This is a genomic window from Janthinobacterium lividum, from assembly GCF_034424625.1.
Classification (GTDB): Bacteria; Pseudomonadota; Gammaproteobacteria; order Burkholderiales; family Burkholderiaceae_D; genus Janthinobacterium; species Janthinobacterium lividum.
In genome coordinates this window covers 1,593,452-1,612,092 of record NZ_CP139976.1, presented here as the reverse complement: position 1 = coordinate 1,612,092, position 18,641 = coordinate 1,593,452, and the positions used below count along the sequence as shown (strand labels likewise).

The 18,641-nt window shown below is 62.2% G+C and carries 19 protein-coding genes; 13 read left to right on the top strand and 6 right to left on the bottom strand.

The window, feature by feature from the left end:
* The first annotated feature begins 70 nt into the window (after positions 1-70).
* The 3 genes from U0004_RS07225 to U0004_RS07215 all read left to right on the top strand — a co-directional run bounded on the left by U0004_RS07225 (position 71) and on the right by U0004_RS07215 (position 4,834).
* Positions 71-1,837: a glutamine--tRNA ligase/YqeY domain fusion protein gene (locus U0004_RS07225; RefSeq protein WP_070257482.1), complete on the top strand. Its 1,767-nt coding sequence runs from the start codon at positions 71-73 to the stop codon at positions 1,835-1,837.
* A 201-nt stretch (positions 1,838-2,038) separates the two neighbouring features.
* On the top strand, positions 2,039-3,898 hold the full coding sequence (locus U0004_RS07220; protein WP_231958442.1) for a CHASE domain-containing protein: 1,860 nt from the start codon (positions 2,039-2,041) through the stop codon (positions 3,896-3,898).
* A gap of 189 nt (positions 3,899-4,087) precedes the next feature.
* Positions 4,088-4,834, top strand: coding sequence for a glycine-rich domain-containing protein (locus U0004_RS07215; RefSeq protein ID WP_070257481.1), 747 nt, complete (start codon positions 4,088-4,090; stop codon positions 4,832-4,834).
* An 87-nt stretch (positions 4,835-4,921) separates the two neighbouring features.
* Here U0004_RS07215 and U0004_RS07210 read toward each other — a convergent pair whose 3' ends face one another.
* From U0004_RS07210 to U0004_RS07195, 4 genes are all read right to left on the bottom strand, one after another.
* A complete protein-coding gene (locus U0004_RS07210) occupies positions 4,922-5,161 on the bottom strand; it encodes a hypothetical protein (RefSeq protein WP_029496207.1) in 240 nt (79 codons plus the stop codon).
* Between the two features lie 242 nt (positions 5,162-5,403).
* Positions 5,404-5,766 carry a hypothetical protein gene (locus tag U0004_RS07205; RefSeq protein WP_070257480.1) on the bottom strand — a complete coding sequence of 121 codons (363 nt, stop codon included), beginning with the start codon at positions 5,764-5,766 and terminating at the stop codon, positions 5,404-5,406.
* Positions 5,767-5,878: 112 nt separating this feature from the next.
* Positions 5,879-6,139, bottom strand: a complete 261-nt coding sequence (locus U0004_RS07200) for a hypothetical protein (protein WP_070257479.1) — start codon at positions 6,137-6,139, stop codon at positions 5,879-5,881.
* An 84-nt stretch (positions 6,140-6,223) separates the two neighbouring features.
* The gene (locus tag U0004_RS07195) at positions 6,224-7,141 is read right to left on the bottom strand and encodes an SDR family oxidoreductase (protein ID WP_070257478.1); all 918 of its coding nucleotides are present in this window, start codon (positions 7,139-7,141) and stop codon (positions 6,224-6,226) included.
* Between the two features lie 12 nt (positions 7,142-7,153).
* Between U0004_RS07195 and U0004_RS07190 the strand changes: the two genes are divergently transcribed.
* From U0004_RS07190 to U0004_RS07170, 5 genes are all read left to right on the top strand, one after another.
* Positions 7,154-8,179, top strand: coding sequence for a CDP-6-deoxy-delta-3,4-glucoseen reductase (locus U0004_RS07190; RefSeq protein WP_070257477.1), 1,026 nt, complete (start codon positions 7,154-7,156; stop codon positions 8,177-8,179).
* A gap of 80 nt (positions 8,180-8,259) precedes the next feature.
* A complete protein-coding gene (locus tag U0004_RS07185; protein WP_070257476.1) occupies positions 8,260-9,531 on the top strand; it encodes an MFS transporter in 1,272 nt (423 codons plus the stop codon).
* Positions 9,532-9,569: 38 nt separating this feature from the next.
* Entirely contained in the window at positions 9,570-10,235 is a 666-nt protein-coding gene (locus tag U0004_RS07180) for a DUF1345 domain-containing protein (RefSeq protein ID WP_070257475.1), read from the top strand.
* A gap of 189 nt (positions 10,236-10,424) precedes the next feature.
* A complete protein-coding gene (locus tag U0004_RS07175; RefSeq protein WP_034781728.1) occupies positions 10,425-10,802 on the top strand; it encodes an HPF/RaiA family ribosome-associated protein in 378 nt (125 codons plus the stop codon).
* A 259-nt stretch (positions 10,803-11,061) separates the two neighbouring features.
* Entirely contained in the window at positions 11,062-12,027 is a 966-nt protein-coding gene (locus U0004_RS07170) for a GGDEF domain-containing protein (protein ID WP_070257586.1), read from the top strand.
* 1 nt (position 12,028) lies between these two features.
* On the opposite strand, the gene U0004_RS07165 is transcribed toward U0004_RS07170, so the two are convergent.
* Complete coding sequence (locus U0004_RS07165; protein ID WP_231958444.1) at positions 12,029-12,637, bottom strand: DUF5610 domain-containing protein; 609 nt, start codon at positions 12,635-12,637, stop codon at positions 12,029-12,031.
* A gap of 146 nt (positions 12,638-12,783) precedes the next feature.
* On the opposite strand from U0004_RS07165, the gene sbcB reads away from it, so the two are divergent.
* A complete protein-coding gene (gene sbcB, locus U0004_RS07160; protein WP_070257474.1) occupies positions 12,784-14,232 on the top strand; it encodes an exodeoxyribonuclease I in 1,449 nt (482 codons plus the stop codon).
* A gap of 144 nt (positions 14,233-14,376) precedes the next feature.
* Here sbcB and pyrF read toward each other — a convergent pair whose 3' ends face one another.
* The gene (gene pyrF, locus U0004_RS07155) at positions 14,377-15,201 is read right to left on the bottom strand and encodes an orotidine-5'-phosphate decarboxylase (RefSeq protein WP_034781724.1); all 825 of its coding nucleotides are present in this window, start codon (positions 15,199-15,201) and stop codon (positions 14,377-14,379) included.
* A gap of 167 nt (positions 15,202-15,368) precedes the next feature.
* Here pyrF and U0004_RS07150 point away from each other — a divergent pair, with 167 nt between their 5' ends.
* The 4 genes from U0004_RS07150 to U0004_RS07135 all read left to right on the top strand — a co-directional run bounded on the left by U0004_RS07150 (position 15,369) and on the right by U0004_RS07135 (position 18,191).
* A complete protein-coding gene (locus tag U0004_RS07150; protein ID WP_034759964.1) occupies positions 15,369-15,983 on the top strand; it encodes a LemA family protein in 615 nt (204 codons plus the stop codon).
* A 1-nt stretch (position 15,984) separates the two neighbouring features.
* Positions 15,985-16,821, top strand: a complete 837-nt coding sequence (locus U0004_RS07145; protein ID WP_115057426.1) for a TPM domain-containing protein — start codon at positions 15,985-15,987, stop codon at positions 16,819-16,821.
* Complete coding sequence (locus U0004_RS07140) at positions 16,821-17,342, top strand: TPM domain-containing protein (protein WP_070257294.1); 522 nt, start codon at positions 16,821-16,823, stop codon at positions 17,340-17,342. Before U0004_RS07145 ends, U0004_RS07140 begins: the two co-directional genes overlap by 1 nt.
* 84 nt (positions 17,343-17,426) lie before the next feature.
* A complete protein-coding gene (locus U0004_RS07135) occupies positions 17,427-18,191 on the top strand; it encodes an SDR family NAD(P)-dependent oxidoreductase (RefSeq protein WP_070257292.1) in 765 nt (254 codons plus the stop codon).
* The last annotated feature ends 450 nt before the right edge of the window (positions 18,192-18,641 follow it).

Here is an 18,641-nt window from a genome sequence, read left to right as displayed (position 1 = left end):
CAAATACGTGCTTATAAAGCGCTTGCGGTACGGTAAAATGCTTTTTACTGTCACTCTTCCGCATTGATCAATGAGCAACGATAAACCGAATACCGCCGCGCCAGCGCTGGCGCCCAATTTCTTGCGTAACATCATCGAAGCCGACCTGGCTGCCGGCGCCCACGTGCGTCCCGGCCTGCCCCAGGTGATCACGCGTTTCCCGCCGGAGCCGAACGGCTACCTGCACGTGGGCCACGCCAAGTCGATCTGCGTCAACTTCGGCCTGGCGCGCGATTACGCCGGCCAATGCAACCTGCGCTTCGACGACACCAATCCGGCGAAGGAAGAGCAGGAATACGTCGACACCATCATGGACAGCGTGAAATGGCTGGGCTTTGACTGGGAGCCGAAGCATGCCGATGGCCAGAGCCATCTGCACTACGCGAGCGACTATTTCGACCAGCTGTACGCGATGGCCGAATATCTGATCACGGCCGGCTTTGCCTATGTGGACAGCCAGAGCGCCGAAGACATGGCCGCCAACCGCGGCAATTTCGGCCAGGCCGGCAAGAATTCGCCGTTCCGCGACCGTCCGCGCGACGAATCGCTGGCCCTGTTCCGCGCCATGAAGGCGGGCGAATTCAAGGATGGCGAGCACATCCTGCGCGCGAAGATGAGCGAAGATGCCATGAGTTCGCCGAACATGAACTTGCGCGATCCGGCCATATACCGCATCCGCCATGCGCACCATCACCGCACGGGCGACGCCTGGTGCATCTATCCGATGTACGACTACACGCACCCGATCTCGGACGCGCTGGAAAACATCACGCATTCGATCTGCACGCTGGAATTCCAGGACCACCGCCCATTCTACGACTGGCTGCTGGAAACCCTGTCGGCCGGCGGCTTCTTCGCCAAGCCGGTGCCGCACCAGTTCGAATTCTCGCGCCTGAACCTGACCTATATCGTCACCAGCAAGCGCAAGCTGCGCCAGCTGGTGGAAGAAAAAATCGTCGACGGCTGGGACGACCCGCGCATGCCGACCCTGGTGGGCATGCGCCGCCGCGGCTACACGCCGGAAGCGATCCAGCTGATGTGCGAACGCACGGGCGTGACGAAATCCGACGGCTGGATCGACTACAGTGTGCTGGAAGGCTGCCTGCGCGAAGACCTGGATCCGAAGGCACCGCGTACGGTGGCCGTGCTGCGTCCGTTGAAACTGATCATCGACAATTTCCCTGAAAACGAAAGCGTGGAATGCACGGCGCCCGTGCACCCGCACTTCCCGGAACGCGGCTTGCGCACCTTCCCCATCTCGCGCGAGCTGTGGATCGAGGAAGACGACTTCATGGAAGTGCCGAACAAAGGCTATTTCCGCCTGTATCCGCCGATCGACGACAAGCCGGGCAGCAAGGTACGCTTGCGCTACGGCTACGTGATCGAGTGCACGGGCTTTGACAAGGATGCGGACGGCAAGGTCATCGCCGTGCATTGCACCTATTTCCCGGACAGCAAGTCGGGCACGGACGGCAGCGCCAATTACAAGGTCAAGGGCAATATGCACTGGGTCAGCGCGCCGACGGCAATTCCCGCCGAAGTGCGCCTGTACGACCGCCTGTTTACGGACCCGCAGCCGGACGCGGGCGGCAAGGATTTCAAGCTGGCCTTGAATCCGCTGGCCAAGGAAGTGGTGCAAGCGTGGCTGGAACCGGGCGCGGAACTGGCCCAGCCGGAACAGCGCTTCCAGTTCGAGCGCCACGGCTATTTTGCGGCCGACCGGGTAGACAGCCAGCCTGGCAAGCCCGTCTTCAACCGCATCGTCACCCTGAAAGACAGCTGGCAGCCCGCCAAGTAAGGCACCGGGACGACCCACAAAAAAACCGCTGCGGCGGTTTTTTTTCGTTTCAACGGGAAATATTGCCTGTTGACTATAATAACGATAATTTTGTATATTAGGCAGCTATTGAGCAATTTGCAATTTTAATAGTGCTTGTACAACCTAGCCTAGCCTCCGCCACCAGGCGGCACCCGATTCCTCTTCCTGATGCGGATGGCAATGCCTTCTACTGCCGGCGAACACCCCTTAGCTGCTGAAAAAAGACCGCTGTGGCTGTTCGGCTTTGTCGTGTCGACGATGGTGGGCCTGCTGTTCTACATGGCCGCTTCGCTGTCGATCGAAAGCGATGCCAGCGAAGAATTCAACAATCTGGCGCACAACACCCAGAAAAACATCGAATCGCGCACCAAGTCGTATGCCAACCTGCTGCGCGGCACGGCCAGCCTGTTCCAGGCCAACGAACACGTGAGCCGCGAGCAATTCCACCGCTACGTGGCTAACATCGCCCTGCAACAGAACTACCCGGGCGTGATGAACCTCAATTACAGCCAGGAACTCGACGAGACGCAGCGCGCCGCCTACGAAGCGACCATGCGACGCGACTATCCGCCCGGGCGCGACGGCTATCCGGCGTTTGCCATCCACCCGCCCGGGCCGCGCGCCCAGTATTCCGTGCTCGTATACATCGAGCCGATCGCCAGCGCCCCGGAAAAGTATGGCCATGACATCGCCTCGCGCCTCCAGATCGCGGAAGCGCTGGCGGAGTCGCGCGATTCCGGCCGCATCAGCAATTCCGGCGTGCCCGTGCCGATGGACGGCCGTCCCCAGCTGACGGGCATGGCCATGCGCCTGCCCGTGTACCGCTTCGGCATGCCCGTCGATACGGTGGAACAGCGGCGCGCAGCTTACCAGGGCTCCGTCGGCATCGGCTACGACCTGGTGACGATGATGCGCAGCGCGCTGGCCGACATGCCGGTACGCAACGTCCGCCTGACCCTGTTCGATATCGGCCCGCAGGCGCTGGAGCAGCGGGAGGTGCCGCTGCAGTTGCCGCACGACATGCGCCCCATCTTCGACAGCACGGCGGCGGGCATGCATGCGCCATGGTGGCAGCCCGGCAGTTCGGGCCGCTACCTGAGCAGCACGCTGCTGATCGAGCACAATGGTCGCGCCTGGCAAGCGCTGTTCAGCGTGCGCAAGAGCGACCTGTATTCGCGCTTCGACGCCTTCCTGCCGTGGCTGGCCCTGCTGATCGGCTTTGCCAGCACCATGCTGCTGTATGTGCTGTTCCACACCCTGGCGTCGTCGCGCCGGCGTGCCATCCAGATGGCGACAGGCATGACGGAGGAATTGCGCGCCAGCCAGATCCGCCTGCAGCTGTCGCACCAGAAACTGCGCCGCCTGGCGGCCCACGCCGACCAGATCAAGGAAGAAGAGCGCAAGCGCATCGCGCGCGAAATCCACGACGACCTGGGACAGAACCTGCTGGTGCTGCGCATCGACGCCGACATGCTGGCCTCGCGCACGCAGCGCCGCCACCCGCGCCTGAACGCCCGCGCCCGCTCAACCCTGGAGCAGATCGACGCCACCATCAAGAGCGTGCGGCAGATCATCAACGACTTGCGCCCTACCGTGCTGGACCTGGGCGTGAATGCGGCCGTCGAATGGCAGGTGGCGCAATTTCGCCAGCGCACGGGCATCGCCTGCGAAGTGAGCGAAAGCCATGACGACATTTGCCTCAGCGACCAATGCGCGACGGCCCTGTTCCGCATCCTGCAGGAGTCGCTCAGCAATATTTCCCAGCATGCGAATGCCAGCCGCGTCCAAGTCAAATTGGAAAAGTGCCGCGATACGGTGTCGATGAGCATCAGCGACAACGGCGTGGGCGCGGCCATCGACGGGCGCAACAAGCTGGGCTCGTTTGGCCTGGTGGGTATCGAAGAACGTATAAAGTTGCTGGGCGGTACTTTCTACATTGAAAGCAGCCCCGGCGCCGGCATGAGCGTGCATGTCAGCGTGCCGCTGGGCGCGGACGCCACCGCGTTTCCCTACCAGGAAGAAAGCCGGGCCAGCAGCTGAGCGGCGCGCGTTCCCCATGAATCAAGCTCAGCTTGCGTATTTTGTAATTAGATGCAATATTGATGTAGAACAACTTAGCGCCTGCCCGCCATCGGCCAGGCATTCCCCGACTACTTGCCAGGAGTACACAGCCACCGCTTTCCCTTGTTTTACCGCAGTTCCCACAACGCTCTTTACCAAAGGACATTCATGGATACGAACGACAGTTTCAAGGCAATTGCCGATTTGAATTTGGACGCGATCAAGGTCAAGCTGATGCACCGGGAGTCAGGCGAAGGATGGAGCCTCGAGAAGGCCAATGCGGTGGAATTCGAATACCGCCGCTTCCTGATCCTGATGAAACAGTTTCCGCAGGAAGAAACGGCGCCGCTGATGGACGTCGATACCTTCTGGCACTACCACATCCTCGATACCCTCAAATATGCGGCGGATTGCGAACAGGTGTTCGGCTACTTCCTGCATCACTTCCCGTACATCGGCTTGCGCGGCGAAGACGACGAAGCGGCGCACCACCGCGTGGGCGAACGCATGAAGCAGTTGTACGAGCAGACATTCGGGGAAGATTATCTCCGCGCGGAGACGGCGTATTCGGGACGCGCCGTGCAGGCGGCATTTTCCAGTGCGGCAGTACAGGCGACGGCATTTTCCAGCGCGGCCGTGCAGGCGACGGCGTATTCGGGGCGCGCCGTACAAACGGCGTTTTCCAGTGCCGCGGTACAGGCAACGGCGTATTCTGGCCGGGCCGTGCAGACGGCGTTTTCCAGTGCTGCGGTGCAAGCGACCGCGTATTCGGGCCGCGCCACCGGTGCTGCCCAGACCGCATTTTCCAGCGCGCCCGGCAAAGTGGCCGCAGCGCTGGTCGAGTCATCCCCGGCTGGTCTGGAAACAGGGCGCTTCTATACGGATCGTCCGACGCTGAGCCCGGACACGCAATAGAAAACGGGAAGGCAGGTATGGCTGCCGCACGCGGCAAGCTTGGCTAACGCAGACGGCACCTCTCAGTTTGCCGTCTGTCAGGCGCTCTTAGGCAGCCATCAACTCGCGCAGTTCACGGATGCTGAAATCGCTGATTTCATGCATGCGGATGAGGATCGTGGCGCCGATCGGCAAGGTGTTGTGACGAATCTTGCTGATGACCGGTGGCGCCACTTCCAGTGCTCGCGACAGGGCCGCATCGTTCTTCAGTTGCAGCTTGTCGATGATCGCATCGAGGACGCGATTCGGGTTGTAGGTAGGCAAAGAGGTAATTTGTTTGAGAGACATGATCGAAAATCCGTACTTGTTGTATTAAGGCAAAAAGAAACCGAATGTCTCTTCTGCAATAATTCAGGGTAAACACACTAAAAAGCGCCATCACTTATGCGGCTTTTACGCCGCAAACAATATAATACACGCTATTGTTGATTTTTGCGTAACTTAAAGCAAAATTGTGATAATTGAAGAGAATTGACGCACTTGGAATGTGCTAGAGGATAACTCAAATTGAAAAAATTTGCTGCACGTCATCAATTTTTACGATGAGCAACACCGCTATGCATGAGCCAGGCTATGGCCATGAGGGTGCTCAGGCGGGCCATTTCCGCTGATAAATGCCAGCCTTGCACAGCCACGCCGGCCGGGGTGGCAAGCGGGCAAGTGCCCGGAATGGCATCCACGCGGCACCAGGCCAGTTGCCGGCGGATTTCATCGGGAGGCGGCGGCGGCTGCAGCGCGCGTTCGCGCCGGCGCATATAGGCGCGTACCTGTTCCTTGCTGGGGTGACTCGTAGCTCGCATGGCTCGCTCCTGCTGACGGGAAACAACGTCACGCTCATTGTGGATGCCGAGCCCGCCACAAGAGCCCAGACGCGTGACGACATTGCTCACCATATCGCCAGCGTGCCATGGCACGTTTGCGCTGCATCAAATGGCCGGGCCCCGGCATTGCGCCGAAGCCCATGTTGCCCCACGGCCTGGCGGCCAGAAGCCCAGTGATCCGTTCTTATTTCTTTTGCTGGCGCACGCGCTGCTGCTGTTTTTCCTGCGTTTGCTGGCGATTCTGCTTGCGCTCGAACAAGGTGACCGCATCCTTCTTGGCTTGTTCGGCGGTACGCATTTCTTCATGGGCATCGTGCGGGACAAAAAATTCGGCATCCTGCGCCGCCACGACCAGCTTGATGGCGGCGTCGTCGTCGAGGTCATACAGTTCCGTCAGGACGGTGGTGACCTCGTCCAGGTATTCTTCGTAAGTGAGGGTGCTCATGCGGTATTCCTTAAGTGAATGGCGCACCGCCGGAACGGCGCGCTGCGCGCCGGCCCAGGAAAAGTGCGCAGATAACCGGCCATTTTACCCGATGCCGGCCCCGTCGGCAGACAGCGGCCGCAAGGCATCGGCCACGCGCGCGTAGCGCAAGCGCACGCCCAGCTCGCGCTTGATGCGCGTATTGTGCAGGCGGCGCGATTCGGACATGAATGACAGCAGCATAGGCGTGACCACCTGCTGAAGTTCGGCGCGCGGCAGGCGCGGCGGGCGCGGCAAGCCGAACGTGTCGGCCACGGCATCGAAATACTCCGCCATTTTGAGTTCGCTGTCATCGCTGGCGTGATACACGCGCCCCGGCTTGCCCCGCCACAAGGCCCGTTCGATGATGCGCGCCAGGTCATCGGCATGGATATGGTTGGTGTATACATCGTCGCTTGCCGCCAGGGCCGGCGTGCCCTCGCGCAGGCGCTTCAGCGGCAGGCGGTCATCCGCATAGATGCCGGGCACGCGCAGGATGGCCACGCTGGCGCGGCGGCGCGCGCCCCAGCCGCGCAAGACCTGCTCGGCATCCACGCGCCGCTTCGCGCGCGCATTCGCCGGCGCCGTCGGCCGCGTCTCATCGACCCAGGCGCCGCCGCAATCGCCATACACGCCGCTGGTACTCACATACACCATGCGTGCGTGCTCGGGTAAAATGGCGGCCAGATTGCGCGTGCGCCGGTCCAGCGAGCCCGACGACCGGGGCGGCGCCAGGTGCACGATCATCGTCGCCAGTCCCGCCAGCCGCTTCAGGCTGGCGCGCTCGTCGAGGTTGGCCACGATGGGCACGGCGCCGGCCGCCCGCAGCTGCGCGCAGCGCGCCGGCTGGCTGGTGACGGCAAAGACGCGAAAGCGCGTACGCAGCAAGGGCAGCAACCGCATGCCGACGTCGCCGCAGCCCAGGATCAGCAGGCGCGGCAAGCCTGACGGCTTGCGCAAAGAGTGCATTAACATATTTTTCATCTCAAGGATTGTATGACTTTTCAAGTTACTGTTCAGCCCAGCGGCCACCAGTTCAGCTGCGAAGCGGACGAAACCGTGCTGGCGGCGGCGATACGCGCCGGCGTCGGCCTGCCGTATGGCTGTAAAAATGGCGCCTGCGGTTCCTGCAAGGGCAAAGTGGTTTCCGGCACCGTCCAGCACAAGGCGCACCAGCAGCGCGCCCTGACGCCGGAAGAGGAAGCGGCCGGCTTTTCCCTGTTCTGCTGCGCCACCACCAACGCCGACCTCGTCATCGAAGCGCGCGAAGTGGCGGGCAGCAGCGACTACCCGATCAAGAAAATGCCGTCGCGCGTGACCACCATCGAGAAAGTCGCGCCCGACGTCGTCGTGCTGACCCTGCAGTTGCCAGCCAGCGAGCGCCTCAACTACCGCGCCGGACAGTATATCGAAATCCTGTTACGCGACAACAAACGCCGCAGCTACAGCATGGCCAGCGCGCCCGCCGATGGCGGCCCGATGACCCTGCACATCCGCCACCTGCCGGGCGGCCTGTTCACCGACCAGGTGTTTGGCAGCATGAAGGAGCGCGACATCCTGCGCTTCGAAGGCCCGATGGGCACTTTCTTCCTGCGCGAAGATTCCGACAAGCCCGTCGTGCTGCTGGCCTCGGGCACGGGCTTTGCTCCCTTGAAAGCCATCGTCGAGCACATGATCAACGAGCAATCCACGCGCCCGATCACCCTGTACTGGGGCGGCCGCCGTCCGCACGATCTGTACATGGATGCGCTGTGCCGCCAGTGGGCCGCCGACTTGCCGCAGTTCACCTATGTGCCCGTCGTATCGGACGCGCTGCCGGAAGACGCGTGGGAAGGCCGCACGGGCTTCGTGCACCAGGCCGTCATCGCCGACTTGCCCGACATGTCCGCGTATCAGGTGTATGCCTGCGGCGCGCCCGTGATGGTCGATGCGGCCCACCGCGACTTCGTGCAACTGTGCCAGCTGCCAGCCGACGAGTTCTACGCGGACGCCTTCACCACGGAAGCCGACCTGGCCAAGTAAGCATCCAGACAGCGGGGTGCTGCTGGCGCGGCATCCGCTGCCGCCACCCGCCTCACCCCGTCGTGTCCTGGAAAGTATTCATGTCTCTCGCCTCTGCCGGCAACGGCTTCAGTATCCTGCGTCACCGCAACTTCGCCTTTTATCTTTCCGCCCGCGTGCTGGGCACGGTGGCCGTGCAGATGCAAAGCGTGGCCATCGGCTGGCAGGTGTACCAGATCACGGGCAGCCTGTTCGACCTGGGCTTGATCGGCCTGGCGCAATTCGCCCCCTTCCTCGTGCTGATTCTGCCTGCCGGCCACGTGGCCGACCGCTATAACCGGCGCAATATCATCGCCTGGTGCCTGGCGGCGCAACTGGCTTGCGCGCTGGCCCTGCTGGCGTTCACCCTGAGCGGCCTGTCCATCGTCTGGCCCGTGTTTGCCGTGCTGGTGCTGTTCGGCAGCGCGCGCGCCTTCATGATGCCGGCCACGCAAGCCGTGCTGGTCAACATGGTGCCCACGCAACATTTCAGCCGCGCCGTGGCGCTCAGCTCGTCCAGTTCGCACGTGGCCATCATCCTGGGCCCCACCCTGGGCGGCTTGCTGTACTACTTCGGCCCCAAGGTGGTGTATCTGATCTCGTCCGCACTGCTGGTCGTGTCCGTCCTGCTGATGCGCGCCACCACGCCCGCGCCGCAAGTGGTGAAGCGCGAACCCGTCAGCTGGCATACCCTGCTCGAAGGCTTGCGCTTCGTCTGGTCGAAACCCATCGTACTGGGCGCCATTTCGCTCGACCTGTTTGCCGTGCTGTTCGGCGGTGCCACGGCGCTGCTGCCGGCGCTGGCGCATGACGTGCTGCATATCGGCCCCAGCGGCCTGGGCTTGCTGCGCACGGCGCCGGGGGCCGGCGCGGCCCTGTGCTCGATCGCGCTGGCCATGTTCCCCATCACGCGCCGCGTGGGCGCCTGGATGTTCGGCGGCGTGGCCGTCTTCGGCCTGGGCACCCTGGTGCTGGGCAGCACCAGCTATTTCCCGCTGGCGCTGGCGGCGCTGTTCCTGATGGGCGCCGGCGACATGGTCAGCGTCTACATCCGCCACCTGCTGGTGCAGTTCGAGACGCCGGACGAGATCCGCGGCCGGGTCAGCGCCGTGAATGCCGTCTTCATCGGCGCTTCGAACGAACTGGGCGAATTCGAATCGGGCCTGACGGCCGGCTGGTTCGGCCTCGTGCGCGCCGTGCTCTTCGGCGGCGCCGCCACCCTGGCCGTGACGGGTATCTGGGCCGTGATGTTCCCCGTGCTGTCGCGCATGGACCGCTTCCCCCACCACGAGAAGGAAGCGGCCGCCAGGACGGCCACCACGGCAAGCCCATAAGGTCTAAGATGCGCTATCGCCACTGACGAACCCGCACCATGAAAATCACGCTTCCGTTCCACAGCTTCATCCGCAGCCGCCCCCACCTGAGCATGGCCACGGCCATCGGCGTCGCGGCCGGCCTGCTGCTGCCCGCATCCTGGCAAGAGATGACGCGTTTGCTGACGGCGTGGAACGTGGCCGTCTGGTTCTACCTGGCGACGATGGCCTGGATGATGATGCGCGCCAACCATCACAAGGTCAAAGCCATGGCGGCGCGCCAGGACGAGCGGGCGGCAACCGTCCTGTCGGCCCTGTCCGTCGCATCCGTGATGAGCCTGGTGGCCATCGTCTCGCAGCTGTCCTCGATGAAAGACATGGCGCCGGACGAGCGCGCGCTGCACTACGGCCTGACGATCCTCACCCTGGTCGGTTCCTGGTTCCTCGTCGGCACCCTGTTCTGCTTTCATTACGCCCACCTGTATTACCAGGCCGACCCCGCGCTGCGCCCCCTGAAGTTTCCCGACGACGAGCAAGACCCCGATTACTGGGATTTCCTGTATTTCGCCTTCACCATCGCCGTCGCCGTGCAAACGTCGGACGTTTCCGTGCAGACGCGCATGATGCGGCAGATCGTGCTGGGACAATCCGTGCTGAGCTTTTTCTTCAACCTGGTCGTGCTGGGGCTGTCGATCAATATCGCGGCTGGTCTCATTAATGGCTGAGGGTAAATAATTTCGTAGTGGAAACTTGACCTGGCTGAAGGGTTAAGCCCATCTTAATCGTGCGCACCCTCTTGAAATACTGGAAAGAGGAGTAAGATAAGTTCCATGCACGAGGTCATGTGCATGAGGCAGCAACCAGGCCGCATCACGCCTGAGATGGGTTTTTTTTGAATTGACAGGAGTAAGCATATGCAAATCAATATTCATACCGACAGCACCATCGCCAACACCGCTGGACTGAACGAACATGTGCAATCCGTACTTGAAAGCGCACTGAACCGCTTCCGCGACAACCTGACCCGCATCGAAGTCCACATCAGCGACACGAATGGCCCGAAAGGCGGCGCCGACGATATCCGCTGCGTCATGGAAGCACGCGTTGCTGGCTATCAACCGATTGCCGTGACCGAACAGAACGCCACCGTGCATCAATCCGTTGCCGGCGCCACCGATAAACTGAAACGCGCCATCGATAGCGCCCTGGGCCGCCTGCAAGACAGCAAGCGCCACGCCACCGGCAAGAATGCCGTGATCGATACGGCCGAAGCGGAAGAAACCGCCGAGTAACTCCCCACCCGCAGGATTTCCAGAGACTGAGGCAGCCGTTCAAGGCTGCCTTTGCACATCTGCCCCGCAGTTCACGCGCGGCAACATCCATACTAAAACAGCAAGTGTTCCAACGTATTAACGCGGCAATGAAATAATTGTCGTATTTCTCACAGTAAGTGACCTCAAGCAAGCCTTTGCCGTTACAGCCAAGGCTGCTTTACGCTATCATGAAGATACCGGCACCCTGCTCGCGCGCCGGCTTTTTGAAAGTGTGATTGTGGAACAGATCGGCAACTTCGGCGCTTCAGGCTGCAACATCGGCGATTTACAGCTATTTCGCGATGGGGCGGATAGCCAGACGGCTGCCATGCTGGCGCCCTGCCCCGTCATGCGCCTCGAAGCGGGCGAAGCCATTGCCGACACGCAAGGCGCCAGCCTGTACATCGTCCTGCGCGGCTCGCTGGCCGTGGCCGCCGACACCCACACGGGCATGGATGACGGCACCGTCAGCAAGGTCTTGCCCGGAGAAAGCGTGGGCGAACAATCGGTGCTCGATGAAGCGAGCAACCTGGCCGCCATTTCCGCCCTGGAAGAAACCGATTTGCTGGTGATCGACGCGGCCATCGTCTGGGAATTGATCGAACAGTCGAACGGCCTGGCGCGCAACCTGCTGCGGCTGCTGTCCTTCCGCATCCGCGCCGCCAATGCCCTGCTGCGCCGCCGGCAGAAACTGGGCGAATTCTACCGCCAGCTGTCGATGGTCGACAGCCTGACGGGCTTGTACAACCGCGCCTGGCTGACGGATTTACTGCCGAACATGATCGTCACGGCCCACGCCAGCGGCTCTCCGCTGTCACTGGTGATGATCGACCTCGACCATTTCAAGCGCTTCAACGACACGCATGGCCACCAGGCTGGCGACCAGGCACTGCGCATCGCCGCGCAAGTGCTGGGCGCGGCCCTGCGACCCACGGATTTTGCCGTGCGCTACGGAGGCGAGGAAATGATGGTGATCTTGCCCGATACCAACGAACACGTGGCCCTGCGGGTCGCCGAGCGCCTGTGCGAGCGCATGCAGCTCGCCGTCATCTTCGCCGACATGCGCAGCGCGTTGCCGCACATCACGGGTTCCTTCGGCGTAGCCAGCCTGGCGGCCGAACAGGACGACCATGCGCTGATCGCCGCGGCCGACGCGGCGCTATATCGCGCGAAGGCGGGCGGGCGCAACCGGGTCATGCTGTAGTTCAGGCAGCCTTGCTGTCGGCCGGCTTGGCGGCCTCATCCTTCTTGCTGCTGTGCGCGGCGATGAAGTCCGCATAGCCTTTCTGCACCAGTTCATACGTCTTGTCGATATTGCCGGCGATATCGCCATTCAGCACTTTCAAGCCGCCCAGGATGTCGCGCGCTTCCTTGAAGCCTTTTTCCATGCCGCCGCTGATGGTGTCCATGAACTTGCTCAGGGCCGTATCGTCATCCAGGCCGGGATTCTGCTTCTTGAAGGCGTCAAAAAACCCCGTCGACAGCGATACAATGCGGTTCGCCGTCGCTTCGGCACTGTTATCCTGCGAAGCCGCGTTCTGGATCGCGTCTTCGCCGTACTGGCCCCTCAGCGCTTCATTGATGTTGGTGATGGCCGTCTTGTACAGCAGCGCCAGCGGCTCGTTTTCCGCGCCGATCGACACGCTCAGCGACGCCTGCATGATGGACGCGTTCAATTGCAGCTTGGTACGGTCATTCACGCTCATTTCAGTGTTGACGCCGTGCTGGACTTTATCGTCCTTGCCGGCAACGCCCGTACTGACGGAAGTCACGGAAGGGTTGGAATTGCCGCTTGCGGCGATGGGAATTGACACGATAGACCTCCTTGAACGGGCAATGTATGCCACCATGCAGGAAACGCGATGATGACCATCCTCTCGTGTAGTATCGGCAGGTTTTCAGAAAACTGTAGCAGCGGCCCTTTCACGGGCCCGGATAACCCATCAAGTAACGACCATCAATGACTAACCAGACCTTTCTTTGGCACGACTACGAAACCTTTGGCGCCCAGCCGCGCCGCGACCGCCCGGCCCAGTTCGCCGCCATCCGCACGGATGCAGACCTCAACGAGATCGGCGAACCGATCATGCTGTATTGCCAGCCTGCCAATGATTTCCTGCCCGACCCGCAATCGTGCCTGATCACGGGCATCACGCCGCAGCAATGTCTGCAGCTGGGCGTACCCGAACACCAGTTCGCCGCCACCGTCGAAGCGGCCTTTTCGGAACCGGGCACCATCGGCGTGGGCTACAACACCATCCGTTTCGACGATGAAGTCACGCGTTTCCTGTTCTGGCGCAACCTGATCGATCCGTATGCGCGCGAATGGAAAAACCATTGCGGCCGCTGGGACATCCTCGACGTCGTGCGCATGACGCACGCGCTGCGCCCGGAAGGCATCGAATGGCCGAAGCGCGACGATGGCCAGACCAGTTTCAGGCTGGAACACTTGAGCAAGGCCAATGGCCTGGCCCACGAAGCGGCGCACGATGCGCTGTCCGACGTGCGCGCCACCATCGCCCTGGCACGCCTGATCAAGGAAAAACAGCCGAAACTGTTCGAATTCTGCCTGGCCCTGCACAAGAAGGACAGGGTCGCCAGCGAAATGGGCATGCACCTGGCCGCCAGCGAGCGCCAGCCTTTCCTGCACGTTTCCGGCATGTTCCCCGCCGAACGGGGCTGCCTGGGCGTCGTCTGGCCGCTGGCCACGCATCCGAGCAATAAAAACGAAATCCTCGTCTGGGATTGCGCCTACGATCCGCGCGAACTGTTCGCCCTGGACGCGGATACCATCCGCACGCGTTTGTTCACGCGCAAGGAGGCCATGCCGGAAGGCATGACGCGCCTGCCCGTGAAAAGCGTGCACTTGAACAAGTCGCCCATGCTGGTTGGCAATTTAAAGACCCTGTCGCCGGCCATGGCCGCGCAATGGGGCATCGATCTGGACGCGGCGAAGGTCAACGCGCAGCTGGCCGCCACGGCGCCGAACATGGATGCCGTCTGGGCCGAAGTGTTCCAGCGCCCGGGCGCGAATGTCGCGCTGGACGTGGATGAAGATTTGTACAATGGTTTCGTCAGCAACGACGACCGCCGCCTGCTCGAATCCCTGCGCCGCGACACGCCGGCCAAGCTGGCCACGGCCCGCCCTTCGTTTGCCGACGAGCGCCTGCAGGAACTGCTGTTCCGCTACCGCGCCCGCAATTTCCCGCAAACCCTGAGCGAAGCGGAAAGCCTGCGCTGGGAGCAGCACCGCGCTGCCCGCCTGTTCGACGGCGACGGCGGCGCCCGCACCATCGAAATGCTGTTTACGGAAATCGACGTGCTGTCGGAATCCGTGGATGAGCGTGGTGAGGAAATTCTGGGTGAGTTGTACGATTACGTGGAGATGGTGGCGCCCATGCGCGATTAGTGGCACCTAACCAAACCTACTGCGCGTCGGTATAGGTGGCCTGCGATGCTCACCGTACTCCAGTACGGTTGCGCTTCTCGGCCACCTCTCCCTTCCGCTCGCTACGGTTTTGTCAGGCGCTGTGTAGCTGACTGTATATCGTTCTTAGACCGAACGATGCGCATTGATCGCATCGCGCGTTTCAATGGCCACGCGGCGTGCCGCGTCGGCGTAGTCTTCGCCAGCCTGCGGCGTGGCATAGATGATGGCGCGCGAGGAGCTGATCATCATGCCCATGCCGTTCGCCGTCTGGCCCGCGCCGACCGTGGCGGCAATGTCGCCGCCCTGGGCGCCGATGCCGGGCACCAGCAGCGGCATGTCGCCGACGATGGCGCGCACCTGCGCCAGTTCTTCAGGGAAAGTGGCGCCGACGACGAGTGCGCACTGGCCATTCTTGTTCCATTTATCGGCCACCAGGCGCGCCACGCGCTGGTACAAGGGCACGCCATCCGTGTCGAGGAATTGCAGGTCCGAGCCGCCCGGGTTCGAGGTGCGGCACAGGATGATCACGCCGCGGTCTTGCCACGCCAGGTAGGGATCGAGCGAATCCTCGCCCATGTACGGGTTCACGGTGACGGCGTCGGCGCCGTAGCGCTCGAACGCTTCGCGCGCGTACTGCGTGGCCGTCGCGCCGATGTCGCCCCGTTTCGCGTCGAGGATCAGCGGGATGTGCGGATAGTTTTCGCGCACGTAGCGGCAGATGTCTTCCAGCTGCTTTTCCGCGCCCAGCGCGCCAAAATACGCGATCTGCGGCTTGAAGGCGCAGGCCAGGTCGGCCGTGGCATCGATGATGCGCGTGCAAAAGGTGGTGATTCCATCAGGCAGATCGCGCAGTTCGGCCGGCAGTTTCGCCAGGTCGGGGTCCAGGCCCACGCACAGCAGGGAATTATTGGCCGTCCACGCGGCGGATAATTTATTGATGAAATTCACGGCACACCTTCTCTATATTCAGTTGCAAACCCCGTATTGTAACGCGGCGCGGGGTTGCCACGGCGTGGCAACGCGGCCAGACGCGGCGGCCGGCGCTTATTAAACCGACATTGCGGGCCGTTTCAGGTATATTTGCCTCACCTCCCTTACTCTGCACGGAACCCATCATGCAAATCACCAATCAATTCACCAAATGGCTGCGCCTGGCGCTGAGCGTCACCGTCCTGGCCGGCATCCTGACGGGCTGCGGCTACAACGACTTCCAGAGCAAGGATGAAGCCACCAAGGCAGCCTGGGGCGAAGTGGTCAACCAGTACCAGCGCCGCGCCGACCTGATCCCCAACCTGGTCAACACCGTCAAGGGCTATGCGACGCACGAGCGCGAAACCCTGGAAGCGGTGACCAAGGCGCGCGCCGCCGCCACCAGTTTCCAGATCACGCCCGAAGTGCTGAACGACCCGGCCGCGTTCGAGAAATTCCAGCAGGTGCAGGGCCAGCTGTCGTCGGCCCTGTCGCGCCTGATGGTGGTGTCCGAGAAATACCCGGACTTGAAGGCCGACACCAGCTTCCGCGACTTGCAGTCGCAGCTGGAAGGCACGGAAAACCGCATCACCGTGGCGCGCCAGCGTTACATCGTTGCCGTGCAGGATTACAACGTGCATGCGCGCAGCTTCCCGAACAACCTGACGGCCATGGTCTTCGGCTACAAGGTCAAGCCATCGTTCACGGTGGAAAATGAAAAAGCCATCTCGACCGCACCGACCGTCAACTTCGGCAAATAAGATGAAAGCCTGGTCTTATCTGGCGGCGCTGGCGACGGCACTGCTGCTGTGGACGATGCCGCCGGCCGGCGCACAGGGCTTGCAGCCCGTGCCGCCGCTGGCCGCGCGCGTGACGGACAACGCCGGCATGCTGGACGCCAAACAGAAAGCGGCGCTGGAAGGCGTGCTGGCCGATTACGAAGCCAAGACGGGCAGCCAGATCGCCGTGCTGCTGGTCAAGAGCACGGAACCGGAAGCGATCGAGCAATACAGCATCCGCGTGACGGATGCCTGGAAGCTGGGCCGCAAGGGTGTCGATGACGGCGTGCTGCTGATGGTGGCGAAGGACAACCCGTCGTCGCTGCGCCGCCTGCGCATCGAAGCGGGCCGCGGCGTGCAGGGCGTGCTGACGGATGCGCAATCGAAACGCATCCTGCAAGACGTGATCGCGCCGCATTTCAAACAGAATGATTATTACGGCGGCCTGGTGGCCGGCGTGGGCTCGATTGCCACCCTGCTGAACCAGGAGCAATTCCCCGCCCCGGCACAGCAGAAAGCGCCGGCGACCGTGGAAGCGGGCGGCATGACCTTCTGGCTGCCGCTGCTGTTCTTCGGCTTCCTCGTCGTGCTGACCCTGTTCCGCTCGCGCGGCGGCCCCACGCGGCTGCAGCGCGGCAGCAACTGGTCCAGCGGCGCCACCGGCGTCGTGCTGGGCAGCATTTTGAGCCAGGCGCTGAACAACCGCGGCGGCGGCGGAGGCTTCGGCGGCGGTGGTGGTTTTGGCGGTGGCGGTGGCGGCGGTGGTTTCGGTGGCGGCGGCGGCGGTTTTGACGGCGGCGGCGCCTCGGGAGATTGGTAATGACGAAACAACTGACATTCGGACAGCGCTGCGGACGGGCCTTGAAACATTTGCGGGGCACGCCGGCGACGGCACGCCAGGCCTTTCCGGAACGCACCCTGAAAGCCATCGAGACAGCGATTGCCAACGGTGAAGCGATGCACCAGGCGGAAGTGCGCCTGATCGTCGAAGCGGCCCTGACGCCGGGCATGGCGTACCAGGGCGTGAGCAACCGCGAGCGGGCGCGCGAACTGTTTGCCCAGTATGGCGTGTGGGATACGGAAGACAACGTCGGCGTACTGATCTATATCAACCTGGCCGAGCACCAGGTCGATATCGTCGCCGACCGCAACGTGGGCCGGCGCGTCACGCCGGAACAATGGCAAGCCGTGTGCCGCACCATGACCAAAGGCTTCAAGGACGGCAATTACCACGACAGCACGCTGGATGCCTTGCAGCAGTTGAATACCTTGTTGCAAAGCCACTTCCCTGCCGATGGCACGCGCGGCAACCAGTTGCCAAACGAACCCATCCTCCTCTGATTCCCGCCCAGGGATTAAAATCTGCCCATTGCCGCGCGGGCCGGTGGCCCGGGCAGCGGCCCCTATTACCGCCGAGGAGCACACATGAAACTAGTCAATAAAACCGCCATCGTCACGGGCGCCACGCAAGGCATCGGCCTGGCTTGCGCCACCCGCCTGATCGCCGAAGGGGCGCAGGTGATGCTGGTCGACATCAAGGAAGAAGGCGCGCAGGCGGCCGCCGCCCTCGGCCCGCAGGCGCGCTTCTTTTGCGCCGACGTCAGCCAGAAGGCGGACGTCGATGCCTTGCTGAAGGAAACCCTGGCCCAGTTCGGCCACATCGATATCCTCGTCAACAATGCGGGCGTCACGCACGCGGCCGATTTCCTCGACGTCTGCGAAGACGATTTCGACCGGGTCATGCGCATCAACCTGAAATCGATGTTCCTGTGCGGCCAGGCCGTGGCGCGCGAAATGGTCAAGCGCAATACTGGCTGCATCATCAACATGTCCAGCGTGAATGCGGAACTGGCGATCCCGAACCAGGTACCGTACGTGGTGTCGAAAGGCGCCATCAACCAGTTGACCAAGGTCATGGCCTTGAACCTGGCCTCGCATGGCGTGCGCGTGAACGGCATCGGGCCGGGCACCATCCTGACGGAACTGGCCAAGCAGGCGGTGCTGTCGAGCCCCGAGGCGCGCCACACGATCCTGTCGCGCACGCCGCTGGGCCGCTGCGGCGAACCGGAAGAAGTGGCTGGCATCGCCGCCTTCCTGGCCAGCGACGACGCCACCTACATGACGGGCCAGACCATCTATGTCGATGGCGGGCGCATGGCGCTCAACTACACGGTGGCCGTGAAGGAATGAAGGCAGCGACAGGCAGAACGACAGGCAGTTATATCAAAAAACGATAATGGTTATCTGAAAAGACCATTAGACACATATCGTGCGACGCAGCATAATGCACCTGTCTCCACTATTCTCCTCCAAGAAAATAGTTTTAAGCCCGCTTTCACCAGCGGGCTTTTTTTTTGCTATCACTGCTGAAACATGGACATTCTTGCCATGACAGACGTTCTTCACTGTCCTTCTGCTCGCCGCAAAAAAATGTTGCGGCGTGTCATCAGCCCGTCATCTTCGCCCCCTATACTTGCTTCATCTGCTGTACAGGCAACCGATATGCCTGACTACAGACAGGTGTGCCGCGATGGCACACCACTCCCCTTTCATGACCGTGGCGGGCGCCGGCAAGGCGCGCGACATGGTGAGTACCGAGCAACTCTCAACTCTTGACCCATTTCATTTGGGTTTTTGGCC